14 protein-coding genes and 1 pseudogene are annotated in these 18620 nt (G+C 69.2%); 6 read left to right on the top strand and 9 right to left on the bottom strand.

Going from position 1 to position 18620, the window contains the following annotated elements; all coding sequences use genetic code 11:
- Positions 1 to 20 precede the first annotated feature (20 nt).
- From GDI_RS17665 to GDI_RS17645, 5 genes are all read right to left on the bottom strand, one after another.
- Complete coding sequence (locus GDI_RS17665; RefSeq protein WP_012228444.1) at positions 21 to 1016, bottom strand: Gfo/Idh/MocA family protein; 996 nt, start codon at positions 1014 to 1016, stop codon at positions 21 to 23.
- Positions 1017 to 1088: 72 nt separating this feature from the next.
- Positions 1089 to 1400 carry a putative quinol monooxygenase gene (locus tag GDI_RS17660; RefSeq protein WP_012228443.1) on the bottom strand — a complete coding sequence of 104 codons (312 nt, stop codon included), beginning with the start codon at positions 1398 to 1400 and terminating at the stop codon, positions 1089 to 1091.
- Between the two features lie 35 nt (positions 1401 to 1435).
- A complete protein-coding gene (locus GDI_RS17655; RefSeq protein ID WP_012228442.1) occupies positions 1436 to 2443 on the bottom strand; it encodes an autoinducer 2 ABC transporter substrate-binding protein in 1008 nt (335 codons plus the stop codon).
- A gap of 59 nt (positions 2444 to 2502) precedes the next feature.
- Complete coding sequence (locus GDI_RS17650) at positions 2503 to 3507, bottom strand: ABC transporter permease (RefSeq protein ID WP_012228441.1); 1005 nt, start codon at positions 3505 to 3507, stop codon at positions 2503 to 2505.
- A complete protein-coding gene (locus GDI_RS17645; protein ID WP_231854164.1) occupies positions 3507 to 4262 on the bottom strand; it encodes an ABC transporter permease in 756 nt (251 codons plus the stop codon). Before GDI_RS17645 ends, GDI_RS17650 begins: the two co-directional genes overlap by 1 nt.
- 61 nt (positions 4263 to 4323) lie before the next feature.
- Here GDI_RS17645 and GDI_RS19390 point away from each other — a divergent pair, with 61 nt between their 5' ends.
- Positions 4324 to 5316 (top strand): IS481-like element ISGdi9 family transposase, encoded by a 993-nt coding sequence (locus GDI_RS19390; RefSeq protein ID WP_012224956.1) that lies wholly within the window; start codon positions 4324 to 4326, stop codon positions 5314 to 5316.
- Here the strand turns inward: GDI_RS19390 and GDI_RS17635 are convergent.
- The 4 genes from GDI_RS17635 to GDI_RS17620 form a co-directional block, all read right to left on the bottom strand.
- Positions 5244 to 5567, bottom strand: coding sequence for a hypothetical protein (locus tag GDI_RS17635; RefSeq protein ID WP_041249591.1), 324 nt, complete (start codon positions 5565 to 5567; stop codon positions 5244 to 5246). The genes GDI_RS19390 and GDI_RS17635 overlap by 73 nt on opposite strands.
- Positions 5560 to 7128: a sugar ABC transporter ATP-binding protein gene (locus tag GDI_RS17630; RefSeq protein WP_012228439.1), complete on the bottom strand. Its 1569-nt coding sequence runs from the start codon at positions 7126 to 7128 to the stop codon at positions 5560 to 5562. The genes GDI_RS17635 and GDI_RS17630 overlap by 8 nt, the downstream gene beginning before the upstream one ends.
- A 158-nt stretch (positions 7129 to 7286) precedes the next feature.
- On the bottom strand, positions 7287 to 8552 hold the full coding sequence (locus tag GDI_RS17625) for a sensor histidine kinase (protein ID WP_012228438.1): 1266 nt from the start codon (positions 8550 to 8552) through the stop codon (positions 7287 to 7289).
- A gap of 7 nt (positions 8553 to 8559) precedes the next feature.
- Positions 8560 to 9900, bottom strand: a complete 1341-nt coding sequence (locus GDI_RS17620) for a sigma-54-dependent transcriptional regulator (RefSeq protein WP_012228437.1) — start codon at positions 9898 to 9900, stop codon at positions 8560 to 8562.
- A gap of 131 nt (positions 9901 to 10031) precedes the next feature.
- Here GDI_RS17620 and GDI_RS19385 point away from each other — a divergent pair.
- From GDI_RS19385 to GDI_RS17595, 5 genes and pseudogenes are all read left to right on the top strand, one after another.
- A pseudogene (locus GDI_RS19385) lies at positions 10032 to 11261 on the top strand (efflux RND transporter periplasmic adaptor subunit); the annotation flags it as partial.
- Between the two features lie 100 nt (positions 11262 to 11361).
- Positions 11362 to 12048, top strand: coding sequence for an ABC transporter ATP-binding protein (locus tag GDI_RS17610; protein WP_012228435.1), 687 nt, complete (start codon positions 11362 to 11364; stop codon positions 12046 to 12048).
- Between the two features lie 14 nt (positions 12049 to 12062).
- Positions 12063 to 14501 (top strand): ABC transporter permease, encoded by a 2439-nt coding sequence (locus GDI_RS17605; protein WP_231854367.1) that lies wholly within the window; start codon positions 12063 to 12065, stop codon positions 14499 to 14501.
- A 36-nt stretch (positions 14502 to 14537) separates the two neighbouring features.
- A complete protein-coding gene (locus GDI_RS17600) occupies positions 14538 to 16979 on the top strand; it encodes an ABC transporter permease (protein ID WP_012228433.1) in 2442 nt (813 codons plus the stop codon).
- 109 nt (positions 16980 to 17088) lie between these two features.
- Entirely contained in the window at positions 17089 to 18459 is a 1371-nt protein-coding gene (locus tag GDI_RS17595; protein ID WP_231854163.1) for a TolC family outer membrane protein, read from the top strand.
- Positions 18460 to 18620: the final 161 nt, after the last annotated feature.

Here is an 18620-nt window from a genome sequence, read left to right as displayed (position 1 = left end):
GGACCCGGCGCATGATCCTGTCAGGGCATGACCGGCTCGGCCTTGCCTGTCTCCGCGGAACGGCGCGCGGCGAGTGCTACGGCCAGCGACACCAGGCCGTCCGCGCCCGTGGCCACCGGCCGTCCCTGCCCCGCGATCGCGGCATGAAAGGCCCGCACGCCGCGCTGGTAATAATCCTCCTGCTCCAGCGGCAGGGATTCCTCGCCCGCTTCGGTCCGCAGGGTGACCGTGCCGCCGGGCGTCTGTGACATGCAGTCCTGCGCGATCACCGACCCGGCCGTGCCGTGCACCTCGAACGACGTACGCAGGAACGGCGTCGTGAAGCTTTCATAGATCTGGGCGATCAGCCCGCTGCCGAACGCAATGGTGCTCATGGCCGCGTCCTCGATCCCGGGCTGCGCCAGCCCGCCATTCTGCGCCAGCGTCATGGCGGTGCGCGGTTCGTCGTCCAGCGCGAAGCGCAGCAGGTCGGAATCATGCACGGTCAGGTCCAGGATCGCACCGGCGCCGGCCGATACGTCCTTCAGCCGCCAGCCATGCAGATGCGCCGGCAGCGCGCCGCCATGCACGATCCGCGCGGCAAGCGGGCGCCCGATCCGGCCCCCGGCCACGACGTCGCGGATCGCCCGGTGCGTGGCCGCGTTGCGCAGATGGTGGTTGGTGGCCATGACGACGCCGGCGGCCTCGCAGGCTGCGACCATCTCGACCGCGTCCTGGTAGCGTGTCGCCAGCGGCTTTTCGCACAGGACATGCCTGCCCGCCCGCGCCGCCGCCAGGCATTCCGCATGATGACGGTCGTTGGTCGTGGAAATATAGACCGCATCGACGTTTTGCAGAAGCGTGTCGAGGTCGGTCGTCGAATCCGGAATGTCGAATTCGCGGGCATAGCGCCGGCCGCGCTCGGCGTCGGTGCTGTAGACGGACGTGATGGTGCCGCCGGCATCACGAATGGCGCGGATCATCCATTCCCGGCCGATGATGGTCGCACCGATCAAACCCCAGCGCATTGCAGTCATGACGTGATCCTCTCAGGGGATTTTCCAGGGGCCACCCGGACCGGCGGGCGCCGGTCCGGACGTGGCGGGCGATCAGGGCGCGTCGTGATCGCTCAGCATTTCAAAGAACTTCAGGTCCGCGTCCTTCGTCAGGAATTCCTTGTGCCGTCCGAACCATTCCTGCTGGTACGGCAGCTTCAGGTGACGGTCCAGGTCGGCGCGGCTGGTCCAGTTCTCGTAGAAATAAAAGACGTTCGGGTCCTCCGCGCTGACATGGAAATGGTAATCGATGCAGCCCGGTTCGGACCGCGACGGTTCGACGAAGCTTTCCAGAAGCTCTACCAGTTCGGCGCGCTTCTCGGGGCGCGCATTCAGCGTGGCGGTCAGGGTACAGGTCGGTCGCATGGGTATTCCCTTTTCTGCTTGTTGGCCGGTTCCGATCAGAATCCGGCGGCTTCTATGTTGTCCTTCGTGAATATCAGCGGTTTTCCGTAATCTATTTCTCCGTCCTCTCCCACCTTGTAGGTGCCGGCCGTGCCGGCGACGAAGCTGGTTCCCGGTTTCAGGTCCAGCTTACCGGCAAGCCTGAGATGCGTGACATAGGTCGCGAGGTACCCAAGCTCTTCCGGATTCCACAACGCGAAGGCCTTTTCCGAACCGTCCTGCAGATAGTTCTTTATGGCGGACGGCAGGGCGAAGCCTGTCGCGAAAACCTTGCCGGCGTGGCCGCTGGCGTCGATCGCCCGGGCCGCCGCGGGCGCGCTGACCGCCGACGACGAAATGATGACCTTCAGGTTGGGGTGCGCCTGCATCAGGTTGATCGCGACGTCATAGCTCTTGGCGTCGTCGTCCTGCGCATATTGCCGATCCACGACCGTGAAGACCTTGTATTTCGGATCGGTCTGCGTCAGTTGCGTCATGATGCGCATATGCGCCACATGGTTGGGCGCGGTGGGCGACGCCGAAATGAACGCGATCTCACCGCCCTGCGGCGCATCGATCAGCGCCGCATCCAGCATCGTGCGCGCGGCCTGTTCGTAGGAAAGCTGGTTGACGAACATGTCGCGCGCCGGAAGGGCGGCGTCGGAATCGAAGGTCGTCACCACCACGCCACGCTTGCGCGCGCGTTTCAGGACCGGCGCCACCGCATTCAGGTCCACCGCCGACAGGATGACGCCATTGGGGCGCTGGGTCAGGAAATTTTCCAGCGTCTCCACCTGCAGGGACGCATCGGCCCGATCCGGCCCGGCGTAGACCAGCGTATCGCCCAGTTCCTTCGCGGCCCGGCGCGCGCCGTGCGCGGCGGCCTCGAAATACGGGAACCCGGTCCATTTCGGGGTCATCATCAGCCGGAAACCGCTGTCCTGCGCATGGACCGCCGAAACCGGATTCATTCCGCTCAGCAGCACCGCGCCGATCAGGGCCGCACGTCGGGTTATGGCTGGCACGATCGTTCTCCCGTCTTGTTGTTTATTGTTTGTTATTCGGGACTCTTCCGTCAGGGTCGTCAGGTTCCGGCGGCCTGCGCCTTTCCCCGCGCCGCCCCGGACCGCACCGCGTGATAGGCCCGCAGGGCGACGGGACGCAGCACGCCAAGCAGCAGCAGGGCGCCCAGGACGACCGTCTGGACCGGCCCCCCCACATTCGCAAGCCCCATCCCGTTGCGCAGCGTGCCCAGCAGCAGAAGCGCCAGCGTCACGCCCAGCACCGTCCCCCTGCCGCCATTGATGTCCACGCCGCCCAGGACGACGGCGGTGACGACGAACAGCACGCTGCCGTCGGCATTGTCCCCGCGCGCCGATCCGTACTGGCCGATCCAGACCAGCGCGGCCAGGCCGGCCAGGGCCCCGGCCATCGCGTAGGTGACGATCTTCAACCGCGTGACGTCGATACCGACGATCCGCGCGGCATCGCTGTTCCGGCCCACCGCGAAGATGCGGCGTCCGAAGACCGTTCCATGGATCACGAAGGCCATCACCACCGCCACGCCCAGGAACAGGACCAGCGAAACCGGGACGATCCCGAACACGTAGCCGGACCCCACGGACAGGTAGGCGTCGTCGAAATCGGTATATCCGGTGTCCAGGCCGACGACATAGGCCAGGCCGCGATAGGCGCCCATCGTGCCCAGCGTGATCGCCAGCGACGGCAGCCCCATCCAGGACACCAGCACGCCGTTGACCGCGCCCAGCAGCGCGCAGACCGCCAGCACCACCGGCACCGCCAGCCACGGCGACACCCCGGCGGCGGACAGGTGCCCCAGCAACACCGCGCCGATGGCCAGGTTCGAGGCCAGCGAGATGTCGATCTCGCCCGTCAGGACGATCGGCAGCAGGCCGAAGGCCAGCAGACCCGGAATGATGAACTGCCGACCGGAATCCAGGATCTGGCCGATATCCAGGTAATAGGGCGAGAGATAGGCCGACCACGCCCCGGCCATCAAAATCAGCGCGACCAGGCACGCCTCCCAGGCGGTGGGGCGCCACCGCAACCAGCGATCCGCGCGTTTCATCAGGGCATCCTCGCAATACGTTGGGCACGCAGCGCCAGGCGGACCTGGCGCGCCACGGCGCCATCGGCCGCGATGGCCAGCACGATGGCGCACCCCTGCACGAAGATGCGCCAGAATTCGGGAATATGCAGCAGCACCAGTCCATTATCGATCATGGACAGCAGGATGGCGCCCAGGGCCGCGCCGATGACGGACCCGGACCCGCCGGCAACGCTGATCCCCCCCAGCACGGCGGCGGCCAGCGAGGACAGTTCCCAGCCGGACGCCAGCACCACGGTCACGGTGCCCACCCGCGCGGCATAGAGCAGGCCGGCAAATCCGCACATCACGCCGCACAGGATGTAGGCGAACAGCACGACGCGTTCGGTGCGCAGGCCGCAGAACAGGCTGGCGGTGGCATTCGACCCCACGGCATAGATCCGCCGTCCCAGGGGAAGATGGCGCAGGAAGAACGCGGTCATCCCCACCACGATCGCGGACAGCAGCACCAGGGCCGGCACGCCGGCGATGCGCAAATCGACGAAGGCCAGCACCCAGTGCGGCAGGCGGCTGGCGGTCACTTCCTGCCCGTGGGCATAGATGTAGGTCACGCCACGATAAAGCGACATCGTGCCCAGCGTCGCGATCAGCGGCGAAATGCGGCCATACGCGACCAGCAGCCCGTTGATCGCCCCCAGCGCCCCGCCCAGCGTGACCGCGATCACGGGCAGCAGCAGCCCCGCCTGCGGATGGTGCGCCGCGAAATCCGCGGTCACATAGGTGTTTGGTCCCGGGATTTGGTGGTGCATTATTTTCACATGAGTGGAAGGATGCGCTATGGGCCAGGTTCACCACGGAAGCGCCACGACGACAGCGGCAGTCCGTCGAGCGATACAACATAGTCAAGAGAGCCTGAGGGTTCTGGCGAAACGCTACGGGATCAACCCGAAGACGGTCGCCAAATGGAAGGGGCGGACCGATACGTCGGATCGACGCACCGGTCCGAAGGTCGCATCCTCAACCATCCTGTCGACCGAAGAAGAAGCGATCGTTGTGGCCTTCCGTCGCCATACCCTGCTGCCTCTTGATGATTGCCTTTATGCGCTTCAGGCGACGATCCCGCATCTGACGCGATCTTCCCTGCACCGTTGTTTTCAGCGCCATGGGATCAGCCGCCTGCCCGAGACCGAAGGCGACAAACCAAAACGGTCGAAGTTCAAGAGTTATCCGATCGGCTATTTTCACATCGACATTGCTGAAGTCCGCACTGAAATGGGGCGCCTTTATCTTCTGGTGGCGATCGACCGGACCTCGAAATTCGCTTTTGTCCAATTGCACGAGAAAGCGACACGTCGCGTTGCCGGTGACTTCCTGCGTGCTCTGGCCGCTGCGGTTCCCTACCGCATCCATACCGTGCTGACCGATAACGGCACGCATTTTACCGATCCGGCCGGCAATGGATGGACACCCGAAGACATCAAGGCCATGCGGGCGGATGGTGTCCTGTTCCGGTGCCACTCTTTTGAACTGGCCTGTGCTGATCTCGATATCGAGCATCGACTGACAAAGCCGCGACATCCCTGGACGAATGGCCAGGTCGAGAGGATGAACCGCACGATCAAGGACGCCACCGTCAAGCGCTTCTACTACGAAACACATGACCAGTTGCGTCAACACCTCGCCGACTTCGTTACCGCCTACAATTTCGCCCGCAGGCTCAAGACCCTGCGCGGCCTCACTCCATATGAATTCATTTGTCAGCAGTGGGAAAAAGAACCATCACGGTTCATACATAATCCGCACCACCAAATCCCGGGACAAAACACATAGGCCGCGAACCCCATCATCGCGCCCACGGACACATCCAGGTTACGCGTGATCAGGACGATCCCCTGGGCGGCCGCCACGATCGCGAGGATGGCGGCATTGGAAATCACCACCTCGCCATTCTGCAGGGTGCCGAAATGCGGCGCGACGGCCGCGAAGACGGCCGCCAGCACCACCATGAAGGCCAGGACACCCGAAATACGCTGCTGAAGCAGGCGCGCGGCCAGCCCGCCGCGTCGTGCGATGCTAGCCATGCCCCGTCTCCATGCTGTGCGTCGCCGCGCGCATGACGCCTTCCTGCGTGGCGTCGTCCCGCGCGATCTCGCTGACGATCCGCCCGGCCGCGACGACGAGGATCCGGTCGCTCATCGCCAGGATCTCGGGCAGGTCGGATGAAATCATCAGGATCGCCAGGCCGGACACCGCCAGGTCGGCAATCATCTGGTGGATCTGCGCCTTGCTGCCGATATCGACGCCATGGGTCGGCTCGTCCAGGATCAGCACGGCGGGTTTCGTCGCCAGCCATCGTGCCAGCGCCACCTTCTGGCGGTTCCCGCCCGAAAGCTGCCCGACCGGCTTGTCGATGCCCCTGGTGCGAATATCGTAGGTAGCGACAGCCTCCGTCGCGACCTGCCGCTCGGCGGCCCGGTTGCGCAGGCCCGCATGGCCCAGCCGCCCCGCTATGGGCAGGGTCACGTTGTCCGCCACGCTCTCGCTCATGATCAGGCCCTGCCCGTCGCGGTCTTCCGGCAGGTAGGCCAGGCCCAGCCCCAGCATCTGCGCCGGCGTGGACGGCGTGACGGCACGGCCGCCCAGCGTGACATGGCCGCTTTCGGCGGGCGTCATGCCGAACAGCGCCTGCGCGATTTCCGACCGCCCCGCCCCCACCAGACCGGCCATGCCGACGATCTCCCCGGCATGGAGCGAGAACGACACGTCCCGGAAACTGCCCGGCAGGGTCAGGCCCTCGACACGAAGCAGTTCCCGGCCCCGGGACGCGGCGCGGCCATGGGATTGAAGCAGCGAAAGCTCCCGCCCAACCATCAGCTTGACCATCACCCCCCGTTCCATCTGGGACATCGGCCGTGTTGCGACATGCCGGCCGTCCCGCAGCACGGTCGCCTCGTCCGCCAGGGCTTCCACCTCCTCCAGCCGATGGGTGATCAGCAGGACGGATTTCCCCTGGCCGCGCAGGCGGCGGACGATATCGAACAGCCGTTCGGCCTCCGCCGGGGTCAGGGGCGAGGTCGGCTCGTCGAGGATCAGAAGCTGCACGTCGCCGGACAGCGCGCGGGCGATTTCGACAAATTGCAGTTCCGCCATGGACAGTGCGCCGACCAGCGCGCGCGGGTCCAGCGCCACCCCCAGGTTGCGGAATGCCTCCCCGGCCCGGCGGCACATCGCCGCGCGATCGACGGTTCCCCAGGCGGTACGCGGATAGTTTCCGACGAACATGTTCTCGGCGACGTCCAGGTGGGGAAACAGCTTCGGGTCCTGGTACACCGCCGTCACACCCTGCGCCCGCGCCTCCAGCGGCGTATGGAAGACGGCGGGCCGGCCCTTCACCAGGATTTCACCCGCGTCCGGGCGGACCAGGCCGGTGATGATCTTGACCAGGGTCGATTTTCCGGCCCCGTTCTCGCCGACCAGCGCATGGACGCGCCCCTGGCCGATATCGAAGCTGATATCGCTCAGGACCCCGAGCGAGCCATAGGATTTGGAAATGCCGGAAATCCGCACCGCCGGTTCCGCGACCGCGCCGGGCGCAGCCGTACGACCGATCGCCAGATCCGGCAATCTTTGGTGGATGCTCATTTTTTGAGACTCGATATGCTATTGACTAGCTATTCATATTTGCAGGCAGGAACTCATATTTTTAATCCCGAGTCAAGAAGAAACCCGGACGGCACGGACAGGGACGCGGAAAGCCGATCCGGAAAAAGTGAAGCTATCGCGGTAGAACTTTCCAACCCTCAGATCCGGATCAGGAAAGTGGCCCCCGCATCCTCGGCGGGCGGCGCCAGCACCAGGCTGCCGCCATGGTCCTGCACGATCTGCCGCGCGACGCTGAGGCCGATGCCGGTCCCCCCCTCGCGCAATGAAAAGAACGGCCGGAAGATCAGCGCCGCCTGGTCCGGCGCCACGCCCGCGCCGCTGTCGCCGACGCCGATCGTCACGTGATCGGCGTCCGCGCGGGCCCACAGCGCCACCCAGGCCGGGCGGCGCGGACCCGCCAGGGCCGCCTGCGCGCCGTTGGTCATCAGCGCGATCAGCGCCTGCACCAGCAGGTCGCCGTCCAGCCACGCCACGATGTCGGGCACCGGCACGTCCAGCCGCAAGGCCACGCCCTGCCCGTCCCACCGGCTGGCGAACAGCCGCCCGGCATCGCGCAGCATCGCCGCCACCGACATCTGGCGCGGCGCCACCGCCGGCAGGCGGGCCAGGTGGCGGTACCCCTGCACGAAGCGGTCCAGCCCCTGGACCCGGCGCAGGATGGTGGCCAGCGCCTGCGCGGCCTCGGGCATCGCCGCCGCGTCGCCCGCCGCCAGCATCTCCTGCGCGCTTTCCGCCAGAGAGGACACGGGCGTCAGCGAATTCATGATTTCGTGGCTCAGCACCTGCAGGATCTCGCGCAGGGCCGTCGCCTCGCCGGCATTCAGCTCGGCCTCGATATCCGTCAGCGCCACCAGCCGGGCGTACCTGCCGTGCAGGCTGCCCAGCGCCACCGACAGCGCGTAGTGCCGCCCGTTCCCCGCCCCGCCGGCATCGCCCCCGCCGGGCCGGTCCAGCCGCACCACCAGCCGCCCGCCATCCTTCAGCCGCGCCAGCCCCGCCATCAGGGCGGCCGGCGGGTCCAGCACCCGGTCGTCGGTCCCGAACAGCCGCCGCGCCGCGCGGTTCGACGCCACCAGCACCCCGTCATGCGTCACGCCCAGCAGGGGCACCGGGGCATGGTCCAGCATGGCGCGTAGCACCACCGCCTGGTCCACGCGCGGCGGGGCCACGCGCACCGGCACCGCGCGCTCGGCCAGGCGCTGTTCCAGCCGCGCCATCCGCCCCAGCACGAACGCGCCCTGCACCAGCGCGCCCGCCAGGGCGACCATCGACGCGGCATAGAACCGGTGATGCAGGCACACCACCGCCAGCGCCCCGCCCGCCGCGATGCCCACCAGCCCCAGCGCCGCTGGGCCGATCCCCGGAATCCGCCTGCCCGCGCGCCCGCGCGCCGCACCCGTCATCGCCGCGTCACAGCCCGTGGCGGGCCATGCGCCGGTACAGGGCCGGGCGCGTCAGGCCCAGTTCGCGCGCCGCGTGGCTGACATTGAAGCCATGGCGGCGCAGCGCCGCCTCGATCATCGCCTTTTCGGAACGCGCCAGCGTCGGCGCGGCATCCGGCGTCCCGGCCTCCGTCCCCTCCGCGTCCGGCCCGGGCCCCGCGACATCGGCCACGCCCAGCACCGCGTCCCGCGCCATGACCGTCGCGCGCTCCATCGCCTGGCGCAGCGCGCGGACATTGTCCGGCCAGGGCCGCGCCGCCAGCGCCTCCTCGGCCTCGGGCGACAGGGTACGGTCCGCCACTCCGTGGCGCAGGGCGAACAGACGCAGGAAATGCCGGGCCAGCACCGCGATCTCCTCGCCCCGGGCCGCCAGCGGCGGCAGCGCGATGGTCACGACATCCAGGCGGCAGAGCAGGTCCGGCATCACCGACGCGCGCAGCGCCGCCCCGCCCTCGCGCGCCGTGGCCAGCAGGCGCGCCCCGCCGCCCGCCTGCACCCGCGCCAGCAGCCGGTCCTGCAGGGCGGGCGACCAGTCGCCGATCTCCTCGACCAGCAGCGTGTCGCGCGCGTCCGCGCCCGCCAGCCGCACCGCCACCGTGTCCTCGCCCAGCCGGGGGTCCAGCACCAGCAGCCGCCCGGCCCGCTGCGCCGACAGGCGATGGATACGCCGCGCCAGCGCGGTCTTGCCCACCCCCGCCGGGCCGGTCAGCAGCACGCCGGCCTGGGTCGGCGCCACCCGGTCGGCACGCTCCAGCACGTCGCGCGTCTGCGCGCAGCCGGCGATCATCATCCCGTCATCGGCCGGGGCGGCCGCCCCGTCCGCCGGTCCCCCGGCCCCCACGGGCTGGCGCGCGGCCAGGCGGCGGCGATGCGTGGCCAGCGCATCCTCGATCGTCGCCACCAGCCGGTCGTTCTTCCACGGCTTCATGACGAAATCCGCCGCCCCCGCGCGCATCGCCGCCACCGCGATCGCCACCCCGCTATGGCCCGTCACCACCACCACCGGCAGGCCCGGATCATGCGCCAGCAGCGCCCGCAGGCACTCCAGCCCCTCGGCCCCGGTGGTGGCGCCGCGCGTATAGTTCAGGTCCAGCAGCACCACCGACACCGCCGTCGCCGCCAGCACGCTCAGCGCCTCGCCGGGGTCCGCCGCGCCGACCACCGCGAACCCCCGGCGGCGCAGCAGCAGCGCCGTCGCCTGGCGGATATCGGCATCGTCGTCGACGAACAGGATGCAGGCGCCCTCGGGGTCCTGACCGGCGGTCGAATCGACTGCGGGCTCCATGGGGCTTGACGGCGCTTGGGACATGTTCGGATCCGGACAGTCTGTTCGCTGGCGGACACCAGCCTCGGACACACTCGATAAAATCGTTATTATTCAAATAGATAAAAAACGCTTCCGCAAGCCTTACACTGTTCGCCAGGCAAGGGAAGTCGATTATGTCGCACGGTATCGAACAGGCATCGAAAGCAGGAACCGCCCCGGGCGCGGGCATGGACCGCCGTGTCGCGCCGTCACGCGCGCGGCGGCTGAAGCCCTGGCTGAAATACGGCGCCGCCGCGCTGGCGCTGGTGGCGGCCACGGCCGCGTGGCGCATGGTCCCGGCGTCAGGCACGCTGGCGGTCGGCGCGGACGGCGTGACGATCGAGCCCGTGCGCACCGCCGCCTTCCTGGACTACCTGCCGGTGCGCGCGACGGTGGCGCCGCTGCACGTGGTGCTGCTGGGCGCGGTGCAGGGCGGGCAGGTGGCCTCGGTCGCGGTGCAGGACGGCGCGCTGGTCCATCCCGGCGACGTGCTGGCGCGCCTGACCAACCCGCAGCTCGAACTGGACGTGACGTCGCGCGAGGCCGATATCGCCGGCCAGCTGGGCGGCATCAGCGCCCAGCGCCTGACCCTGCAGCAGTCCCAGACGACCGAGGACGGACAGATTGCCGAGGCCAGCTACAATCTTCTGAAGGCCGCCCACGAACTGGACATCCGCCGCCAGCTCCTGGCCCAGGGCTTCGAATCCGACGCCAACGTCAAGAGCTTCGCGGACGAGGACGCCTATTACACCCGCCGCCTGGCCCTGCTGCGCGCCGCCCGGGACAAGGACCGCGCCGTCGCCCAGGCCCAGGCCCGCGACATCGACCGCACGGCCGAGCGCCTGCGCCACACCCTGGCGGCGGTCGAGGACAGCCTGACATCGCTGATCCTGCGCGCGCCCGTGGAAGGACGGCTGACCAATTTCACCCTGCAACCCGGCCAGACGCTGAAGGCCGGCGACCCGATCGGCCAGATCGACAGCCAGGGCGCATGGCGCCTGGACGCCGACATCGACGAATTCTACCTGGCCCGCGTCGCGGTGGGCGAACACGGCATCGCCCATATCGACGACCACGACGTGCCCTTCACCGTCGCCCGCGTCCATCCGCAGATCACCAGCGGCCAGTTCCGCGCCGAACTGACGTTCGACACGCCCCCCTCGAAGGCGGGGACCACCAGCGCCCTGCGCCGGGGGGAAAGCGTGGAATGCCGCCTGACGCTGGGCCAGACCCACCAGGCGCTGATCGCCCCCAACGGCGCGTGGATGGACGGCAGCGGCGGCAACTCGGCCTTCGTCGTCTCGGCCGACGGCCACCACGCGACGCGCCGCCCCATCACCGTGGGCGGCCGCAACCCCGAACAGGTCGAAATCACCTCCGGCCTGCAGGACGGCGATCGCATCGTCACATCCGCCACCACGCGCTTTCACGATTTCACCCAGCTTCTGATCCGTAGGACCCGCCATGCTGATCCAGCTTTCCGACATCAACCGCCTGTACCGATCGGACGAGGTCGAGACCACGGCGCTGCACGACATCCACCTGGGCATCGCGCGCGGCGAATTCGTCGCCATCATGGGGCCCAGCGGCTGCGGCAAATCGACCCTGCTGAACATCCTGGGCACCATCGACCGCCCCACCAGCGGCAGCTACCGCTTCGCCGAGCACGATCTGAGCCACATGGCGGAATCCGAACTGGCGCTCTTCCGCCGCACCCACCTGGGCTACGTGTTCCAGAGCTTCAACCTGATCGACGAACTGACGATCGAGGAAAATGTCGAGCTGGCGCTGGTCTATCGCAAGATGCCGCGCGCCGAACGCCGGGCGCGCGTCGCCGCCGCCATGGACCGCGTCAGCATCGGCCACCGCGCGCGCCATTACCCCAGCCAGCTTTCGGGCGGCCAGCAGCAGCGCGCGGCCATCGCCCGCGCCATCGTGGGCGAACCCGACCTGATCCTGGCCGACGAGCCGACGGGAAACCTGGATACCGAAAACGGCGCCCAGGTCATGGATATTCTGCAAACCCTGAACGCCGAGGGCGCCACGATCGTCATGGTCACCCATTCGCCCAGCCACGCCGACATGGCGCAGCGCCGCGTCGACATGCTGGACGGGCAGATCGTGTATTATCCGTCCGCAACGCCATTCTGAAAGGGACGCATCCAGTGCTGACCCACGGCCTGCTGACCTTCTGCCGTATGCTGTCGCGCCACCGGCTGTATGCCATCCTCAACATCGCGGGCCTGGGGCTGGGCATCGCGGTGTTCGTGGTCCTGTCGCTGGTCGTGCGCTTCGAATACGGCTTCGACCGGCAGGTGCCCGGCGCCGCGACGATCGCCCGGGTGGACGAGATCTGGACCCTGCCCGGCCAGCCCCCCATCCACAGCCTGGACACCACCTTCGCGGCCTACGACCCGCTGCTGGCCGACTTCCCGCAGATCGCCGCCGCCACCCGCATCGACGACAATCCGTGCGCGGTCGATGACGGCCGTGGCCATCCGGCGATGATGACGGTCGATTACGTCGACCCCACCTTCTTCGACGTGTTCGCCCTGCCCATGCGCGAGGGCAGCGCGCGCGATGCGCTGGCCGCCCCCGACCGCGTCGCGATCAGCGAATCCACCGCCCGCCGCCTGTTCGGCACGGCGGACGCGCGCGGCCGCCAGGTCGGCATCACCGAGGACGACCGGCGCACGCTCCATACCGTGTCCGCCGTGTTCCGCGACGTGCCGCGCGACTGGACGGTGCGCCCCGACATCCTGACCGTCATCCCGCAGGACATGAAGGACCGCGAGGCCTCGTTCCGTCACTGGGGGTCGGATTCCGGCATGGTCTGGCTGCGCGTCCGCACCCCGGCGGACATCCGGCCGGTGGCCGCCGGCCTGCCCGATTTCCTCCATCGCCGCATGACCGACCCGGACGTTTCGCACGCCTCGTTCAGGATGACCCTGATGCCGCTGCTGAACGCCCATTTCGGCGATGTGGACGTCTATGGCGGGCAGAGCGGCAGCGACCGCCGCGTCATCGACGCGCTGGGCCTGGTGGGCCTGCTGGCCCTGGTCGCGGCCGTGATCAATTACGTCAACCTGGCCACCGCCCGCGCCGGCCTGCGCGCGCGTGAGGTCGCATTGCGCAAGGTGCTGGGCGCCACCCGCCTGCAATTGCTGGTGCAGTTCCTGACGGAATCGGTGCTGCTGCTGCTGCCGTGCGCGGTGCTGGGCCTGGCACTGGCCGAACTCGTCCTGCCCTTCGTCAACACCATGGGCGGCTGGGCGGTCACGATCGATTATGGCTGGCTGCTGCCCCGGCTGGCGCTGGTCGTCATCGTGGTGGGCATCGCCGCCGGCCTGTATCCGGCGCTGGTGCTGTCCGGCTACCGCCCCGCCGCCGTGCTGGCGGCGTCACGCGTGCCGTCGGGCGGCCGGATGGGCCAGCGCCTGCGCAATATCCTGGTGCTGGCGCAGTTCAGCTTCGCCATCGCCTTCGCCATCTGCACGCTGGTGGTCAACGCGCAGGCCGCCTTCATCCGCACCGCCGATCGCGGATTCCGCCAGCATCATCTGTACCTGGTCTCGCTGCTGGCCTCGGACCGGATGCAGGCCCGCCAGCAGGCGATCCTGGACACGCTGCGCGCCGTGCCGGGGGTGGACGCGATCACGCTGTCGGACCGCCAACCGCGTTCCACCAGCCGCAACACCAGCGATTTCAAACGGATGGACCGCCCCTCGGTCGACCCCAGCCTGACGAGGGAGCGGGTCGGCCGCGACTATCCCCAGACCTACGGCATCACCCTGCTCGCCGGACGCTGGTTCGACGCGGCGCATGGCCAGGACAGGGCGACCAGGTCCCTGTTCACCGGCCCGGCGCCGGCGACGGCCAGCGTCGTCATCAATGAACGCGCCGTGCGGGCGCTGGACTTTCCCGACGCGGCGGCGGCCATCGGCCACGTCCTGACGGAAAGGCAGGCGCGCCTGGTGATCATCGGCGTGGTCCGCGACGTGCGCTTCATGTCGGCGCGCGAACCCGTCGAGCCACTGCTCTACCTGCGCACCGACGACATCATCACCGACACCGTCATCGCCGTGCGCGCCGACGGCGTGCCCCCGGACGCGATGCTGCGCCGCCTGCAGGACGCCTGGCGCACCATCGCGCCCGACCTGCCCTTCGTAGGCGAATCCGCCGACAGCCGCCTGGCGGATTATTACCAGCCCGACCAGCGGCGCGGGCAGCTCTTCACGCTGGGCGCCGGGGTCGCGGTCGTCATCGCCTGCCTCGGCCTCTACGGCCTGTCCTCGTTCAACGCCGCGCGGCGGGTGCATGAAATCGGCATCCGCAAGACGCTGGGTGCCGACACGCGCGACGTGCTGGTCCTGCTGGCCACGCAGTTCCTGCGCCCCGTGCTGCTGGCCAATTTGATCGCCTGGCCCGTCGCCTGGATGGCCATGCGCGGCTGGCTGGCCGGCTTCGACCAGCGTGTCGGCCTCTCGCCGCTCTATTTCGTCGTCGTCAGCCTGGCCGCGACCGCGCTCTCGCTGCTCACCATCATCGGCCAGACCCTGCGCGTCGCCCGCGCCGAACCCGCGAAGGCCCTGCGCCATGACTGACGCCCCCCATCCCCCTTCCGATCGAGGTCCACCGTCATGCTGATCGCGAATGCCCTGATCGCCTTCTACCGGTCCGCCCTGCGGCACCGGCTCTATGTCGCGCTCAACGTCGCGGGGCTGGGGCTGGGCATCGCGGTGTGCCTGGTCCTGTCGCTGGTCGTGCGCTTCGAATACGGGTTCGACCGCCAGGTTCCCCACGCCGCCCTGATCCAGCGAATGGATGAAATCTGGTCGCTGCCCAGCCGCGCGCCGATGCGCAGCATGTTCACCACCTTCGCCGCCTACGACCCGCTGCGCGCCGATTTCCCGCAGATCGCCGCCGCCACGCGCGACGCGCAGCGCGACACGGCCGTCGATACCAGCCACGGCCATCCGGCGATGACGGTGGTCCATTACGTCGATCCCACCTTCTTCGACGTCTTCGCCCTGCCCATGCGCGACGGCGACGCCCATGACGCGCTGGCCGCCCCCGACCGGGTCGCGATCAGCGAATCCACCGCCCGCCGCCTGTTCGGCACCGTGGACGCGCGCGGCCGGCAACTGGGCATGACCGAGAACGACCGGCGCACGCTCTATACCGTCTCCGCCGTGTTCCGCGACGTACCGCGCGACCAGACGATGCGCCCCGACATCCTGGCGGTCTTCCCGCAGGACATGAAGGACCGCATGCTGGCCTTCCACAACTGGGACTCCAGTTCGGGACAGACCTGGCTGCGCTTCCGCACGGCGGCGGACGCCGCCTCGGTCCTCGCCGGCCTGCCGGATTTCGTCCACCGCCGCATGACCGATCCCGAGATCAAGCCGGGCTGGTTCCAACTGTCGCTGACCCCGCTGCTGACCACGCATTTCGGCAACCTGCAGCTTTTCGGCGGCGAGGACGGCAGCGACCGCCGGGTCATCGACGCGCTGGGCATCGTCGGCATCCTGGCCCTGGCCGCCGCCGCGATCAATTACGTCAACCTGGCCACCGCCCGCGCCGGCCTGCGCGCGCGTGAGGTCGCGCTGCGCAAGGTGCTGGGCGCCACCCGCCCGCAATTGCTGGTCCAGTTCCTGGCGGAATCGGTCATCCTGCTGATCCCCTGCGCGCTGCTGGGCACCGCCCTGGCGGAAATCGCCCTGCCCTTCGTCAACACCATGGGCGGATGGGCGGTCGCGATCGATTACGGCTGGCTGCTGCCCCGGCTGGCGCTGGTCGTGCTGGTGGTGGGCATCGCCGCCGGCCTGTATCCGGCGCTGGTGCTGTCGGGCTATCGCCCCGCCGCGGTGCTGGCGGCCTCGCGCATTCCCTCGGGCGGGCGGATGGGCCAGCACCTGCGCACGATCCTGGTGGTGGCGCAGTTCGGCTTCGCCATCACGTTCGCCATCTGCACGCTGGTGGTCAACGCCCAGGCCGCCTTCATCCGCCAGGCCGATCGCGGCTTCCGCCAGGACCAGCTCTTCCTGGTCTCGCTGGAACGCTCGCAGCAGGTCGCGGCCCGGCAGCAGACGGTCATGGAGGCCCTGCGCGCCCTGCCCGGCGTGCGCTCCGTCACCCTGTCCGACCGGCAGCCCCGCTCGAACAACCAGAGCAACGAGGACTTCCGGCGCGCCGACAACCCGCAGATCGACGCGCTGCTGACCATGGAATGGGTGGCGCGCGACTACCGCCAGACCTACGGCATCACCCTGCTGGCCGGCCGCTGGTTCGACGCCGCCCACGGGCAGGACATCTCCCCCACCGCCAGGGTCGACGCCAGGCACCCCGGCACGGCCAACGTCGTGATCAACGAACGCGCGCTGGGCCCGCTGGGCTTTTCCAGCGCGGCGGCGGCCATCGGCCACGTGGTGACGCAGGACGCGGCGCGGTTCACCATCGTCGGCGTGGTCCGCGACGTGCGCTTCATGTCACCGCGCAGCCCGGTGGAACCCCAGGTCTACATGCGCACCGACGCGGTCATCGAAAATTCCGTCGTCGCCGTGCGCACGGCCGACATCGCGCCGGACGTGATGCTGCAGCGCCTGCAGGCGACATGGCGCACCCTGGCCCCCGAAATTCCCTTCACGGGCGAATCCGCCGGCAGCCGCCTGGCCCCCTATTACCAGCCCGACCAGCAGCGCGGGCGGCTGTTCACGCTGGGCGCCGGGGTCGCGGTCGTCATCGCCTGCCTCGGCCTCTACGGCCTGTCCTCGTTCAACGCCGCGCGGCGGGTGCATGAAATCGGCATCCGCAAGACGCTGGGCGCCAGCACGCGTGACGTGCTGGTCCTGCTGGCCACGCAGTTCCTGCGCCCCGTGCTGCTGGCCAACCTGATCGCCTGGCCCGTCGCCTGGATGACCATGCGCGGCTGGCTGGCCGGCTTCGACCAGCGCGTCGGCCTCTCGCCGCTCTATTTCGTCGTCGTCAGCCTGGCCGCGACCGCGCTCTCGCTGCTCACCATCATCGGCCAGACCCTCCGCGTCGCCCGCGCCGAACCCGCGAAAGCCCTCCGCCATGAATAAGATGATCCTCGCCGGACTGGTCGCGGCCGCGGCCCTCCAGGAACCGGCCCCGGCTTCGGCCCAAAATACGGCCCAGGCTACAGCCCAAGGTACGGCCCAAGGTACGGCCATGACCCTGCAGCAGGCCCTGGCGCTGGCCTACCGGGGCAATCCCGGCCTGCTGGGCCAGCAGGCGGCGCAGCGCGCGGCGACCGAGGATTCGGCCCAGGCCCGCAGCGGCTGGCGCCCGACCGTAACCGCCAACGTCAACGCCGTCTACCAGCAGGGACCCTATACCGGCGAATACGCGCTGGGATCGTTCCAGACCAACGACGCCGAGACCTACCTGGCCGTCAACCAGCCGATCTATACCGGCGGCCAGGTCGCCAACAAGGTCCGCGCCGCCGACGCCCGGTCCTACGCCGCCGGCCACGCCCTGCGCCTGACCGAGGCCCAGACCTTCCAGACCGTCGTCTCCGCCTACATGGACGTGCTGCGCGACCGCGACATCCTGGCGGTGCGCCAGGCCGACCTGGGCACCCTGACCCGCCAGGCCCGGCTGACCACCACCCGCTTCAACCTGGGGGGCGACGCCACCCGGCAGGTGACGCGGACCGACGTCGAACAGGCAGAATCCCAGCGTGACGCCGCCGAAGCCGCGCTGGCGGCTGCCCAGGCGCAACTGACCGCCAGCAGCGCCACCTTCCGCGCCGCCGTCGGGGCGGACCCGGGGCCGCTGACCCAGCCCGAGGCCCTGCCCGCCCTGCCCGCCACCCTGCCCCAGGCGGTGGCGCTGGCCCAGCAATCCAACCCCGCCCTGGCGCGCGACCGCGCGGCCCAGGACGCCAGCGCGGCCGACATCGACGTCGCCCGCGCATCGTGGAACCCCACGATCGGCGTGCGGGCCACCCTGGGGTCGATCGGCGCGGCCTCGCCCTTCCACGGATCGTCCTACGACCAGGAGGTCACGGGCATGGTCACCTTCAGCCAGCCGATCGAAAGCGGCGGCCTGTACAGCGCGCAGATCCGCCAGGCGCGCGACAGGTTCGAAACCGCGCGCCAGACCGTCGAGGCCTCGCGCCGCGCCGCGATCCAGGGCGTGGTCACCGCCTGGCAGCAGGTCCAGTCCGGCATGGTGGCCATCCGCGCCGGCCGCGCGCAGGTGGCGTCGGCCACCACGGCCCTGCGCGGCTACCAGACCGAATACGGCTACGGCATGCGCAGCACCATCGACGTGCTGATCGCCGACCAGAACCTGCGCGCGGCCGAGGTCTCGCTGGCCGAAAGCCGCCACGACACGATCGTGGCCGAGGCCAGCCTGCTGGCCACCATCGGCCGCCTGTCGGCCGCCACCCTGCTGCCGGGCGAACGGACCTACGACCCGAACACCGCCCTGCGCCGCGCCCGCGCCCCCGGCTGGGTCCCCTGGACCGGCGCGGTAGCGACGCTGGACCGCGTCGGCTGGCAGGATGCGTGCCCCGACTCCGCACCATGCCAGTAACGGGCTGTTCAAAAGCCCTGCTGCCGGCGATCCGACGCGCATTTCGGGCCGCTCTTGCTCAGCATCAGGGCTTTTGAAACAGCCTGTAACAACCCCGCGGGACGCGCCGGAGCCAGTGCGTCCCGCCCACCCGGAATGACAGCCCCGCACAATTTGCAATT

The sequence above is a fragment of the Gluconacetobacter diazotrophicus PA1 5 genome, from assembly GCF_000067045.1.
Lineage (GTDB): Bacteria > Pseudomonadota > Alphaproteobacteria > Acetobacterales > Acetobacteraceae > Gluconacetobacter > Gluconacetobacter diazotrophicus.
The sequence above is the reverse complement of the archived record's forward strand: the minus strand, read 5'-3'. Positions and strand labels throughout refer to the sequence as shown.

Coding starts and splice junctions, on each gene's coding strand:
- GDI_RS17665 (WP_012228444.1), bottom strand. CDS start 1,016: ATGACTGCAATGCGCTGGGGTTTGATCGGTGCGACCATCATCGGCCGG.
- GDI_RS17660 (WP_012228443.1), bottom strand. CDS start 1,400: ATGCGACCGACCTGTACCCTGACCGCCACGCTGAATGCGCGCCCCGAG.
- GDI_RS17650 (WP_012228441.1), bottom strand. CDS start 3,507: ATGAAACGCGCGGATCGCTGGTTGCGGTGGCGCCCCACCGCCTGGGAG.
- GDI_RS19390 (WP_012224956.1), top strand. CDS start 4,324: ATGGGCCAGGTTCACCACGGAAGCGCCACGACGACAGCGGCAGTCCGT.
- GDI_RS17635 (WP_041249591.1), bottom strand. CDS start 5,567: ATGGCTAGCATCGCACGACGCGGCGGGCTGGCCGCGCGCCTGCTTCAG.
- GDI_RS17630 (WP_012228439.1), bottom strand. CDS start 7,128: ATGAGCATCCACCAAAGATTGCCGGATCTGGCGATCGGTCGTACGGCT.
- GDI_RS17625 (WP_012228438.1), bottom strand. CDS start 8,552: ATGACGGGTGCGGCGCGCGGGCGCGCGGGCAGGCGGATTCCGGGGATC.
- GDI_RS17620 (WP_012228437.1), bottom strand. CDS start 9,900: ATGTCCCAAGCGCCGTCAAGCCCCATGGAGCCCGCAGTCGATTCGACC.
- GDI_RS17610 (WP_012228435.1), top strand. CDS start 11,362: ATGCTGATCCAGCTTTCCGACATCAACCGCCTGTACCGATCGGACGAG.
- GDI_RS17600 (WP_012228433.1), top strand. CDS start 14,538: ATGCTGATCGCGAATGCCCTGATCGCCTTCTACCGGTCCGCCCTGCGG.
- GDI_RS17595 (WP_231854163.1), top strand. CDS start 17,089: ATGACCCTGCAGCAGGCCCTGGCGCTGGCCTACCGGGGCAATCCCGGC.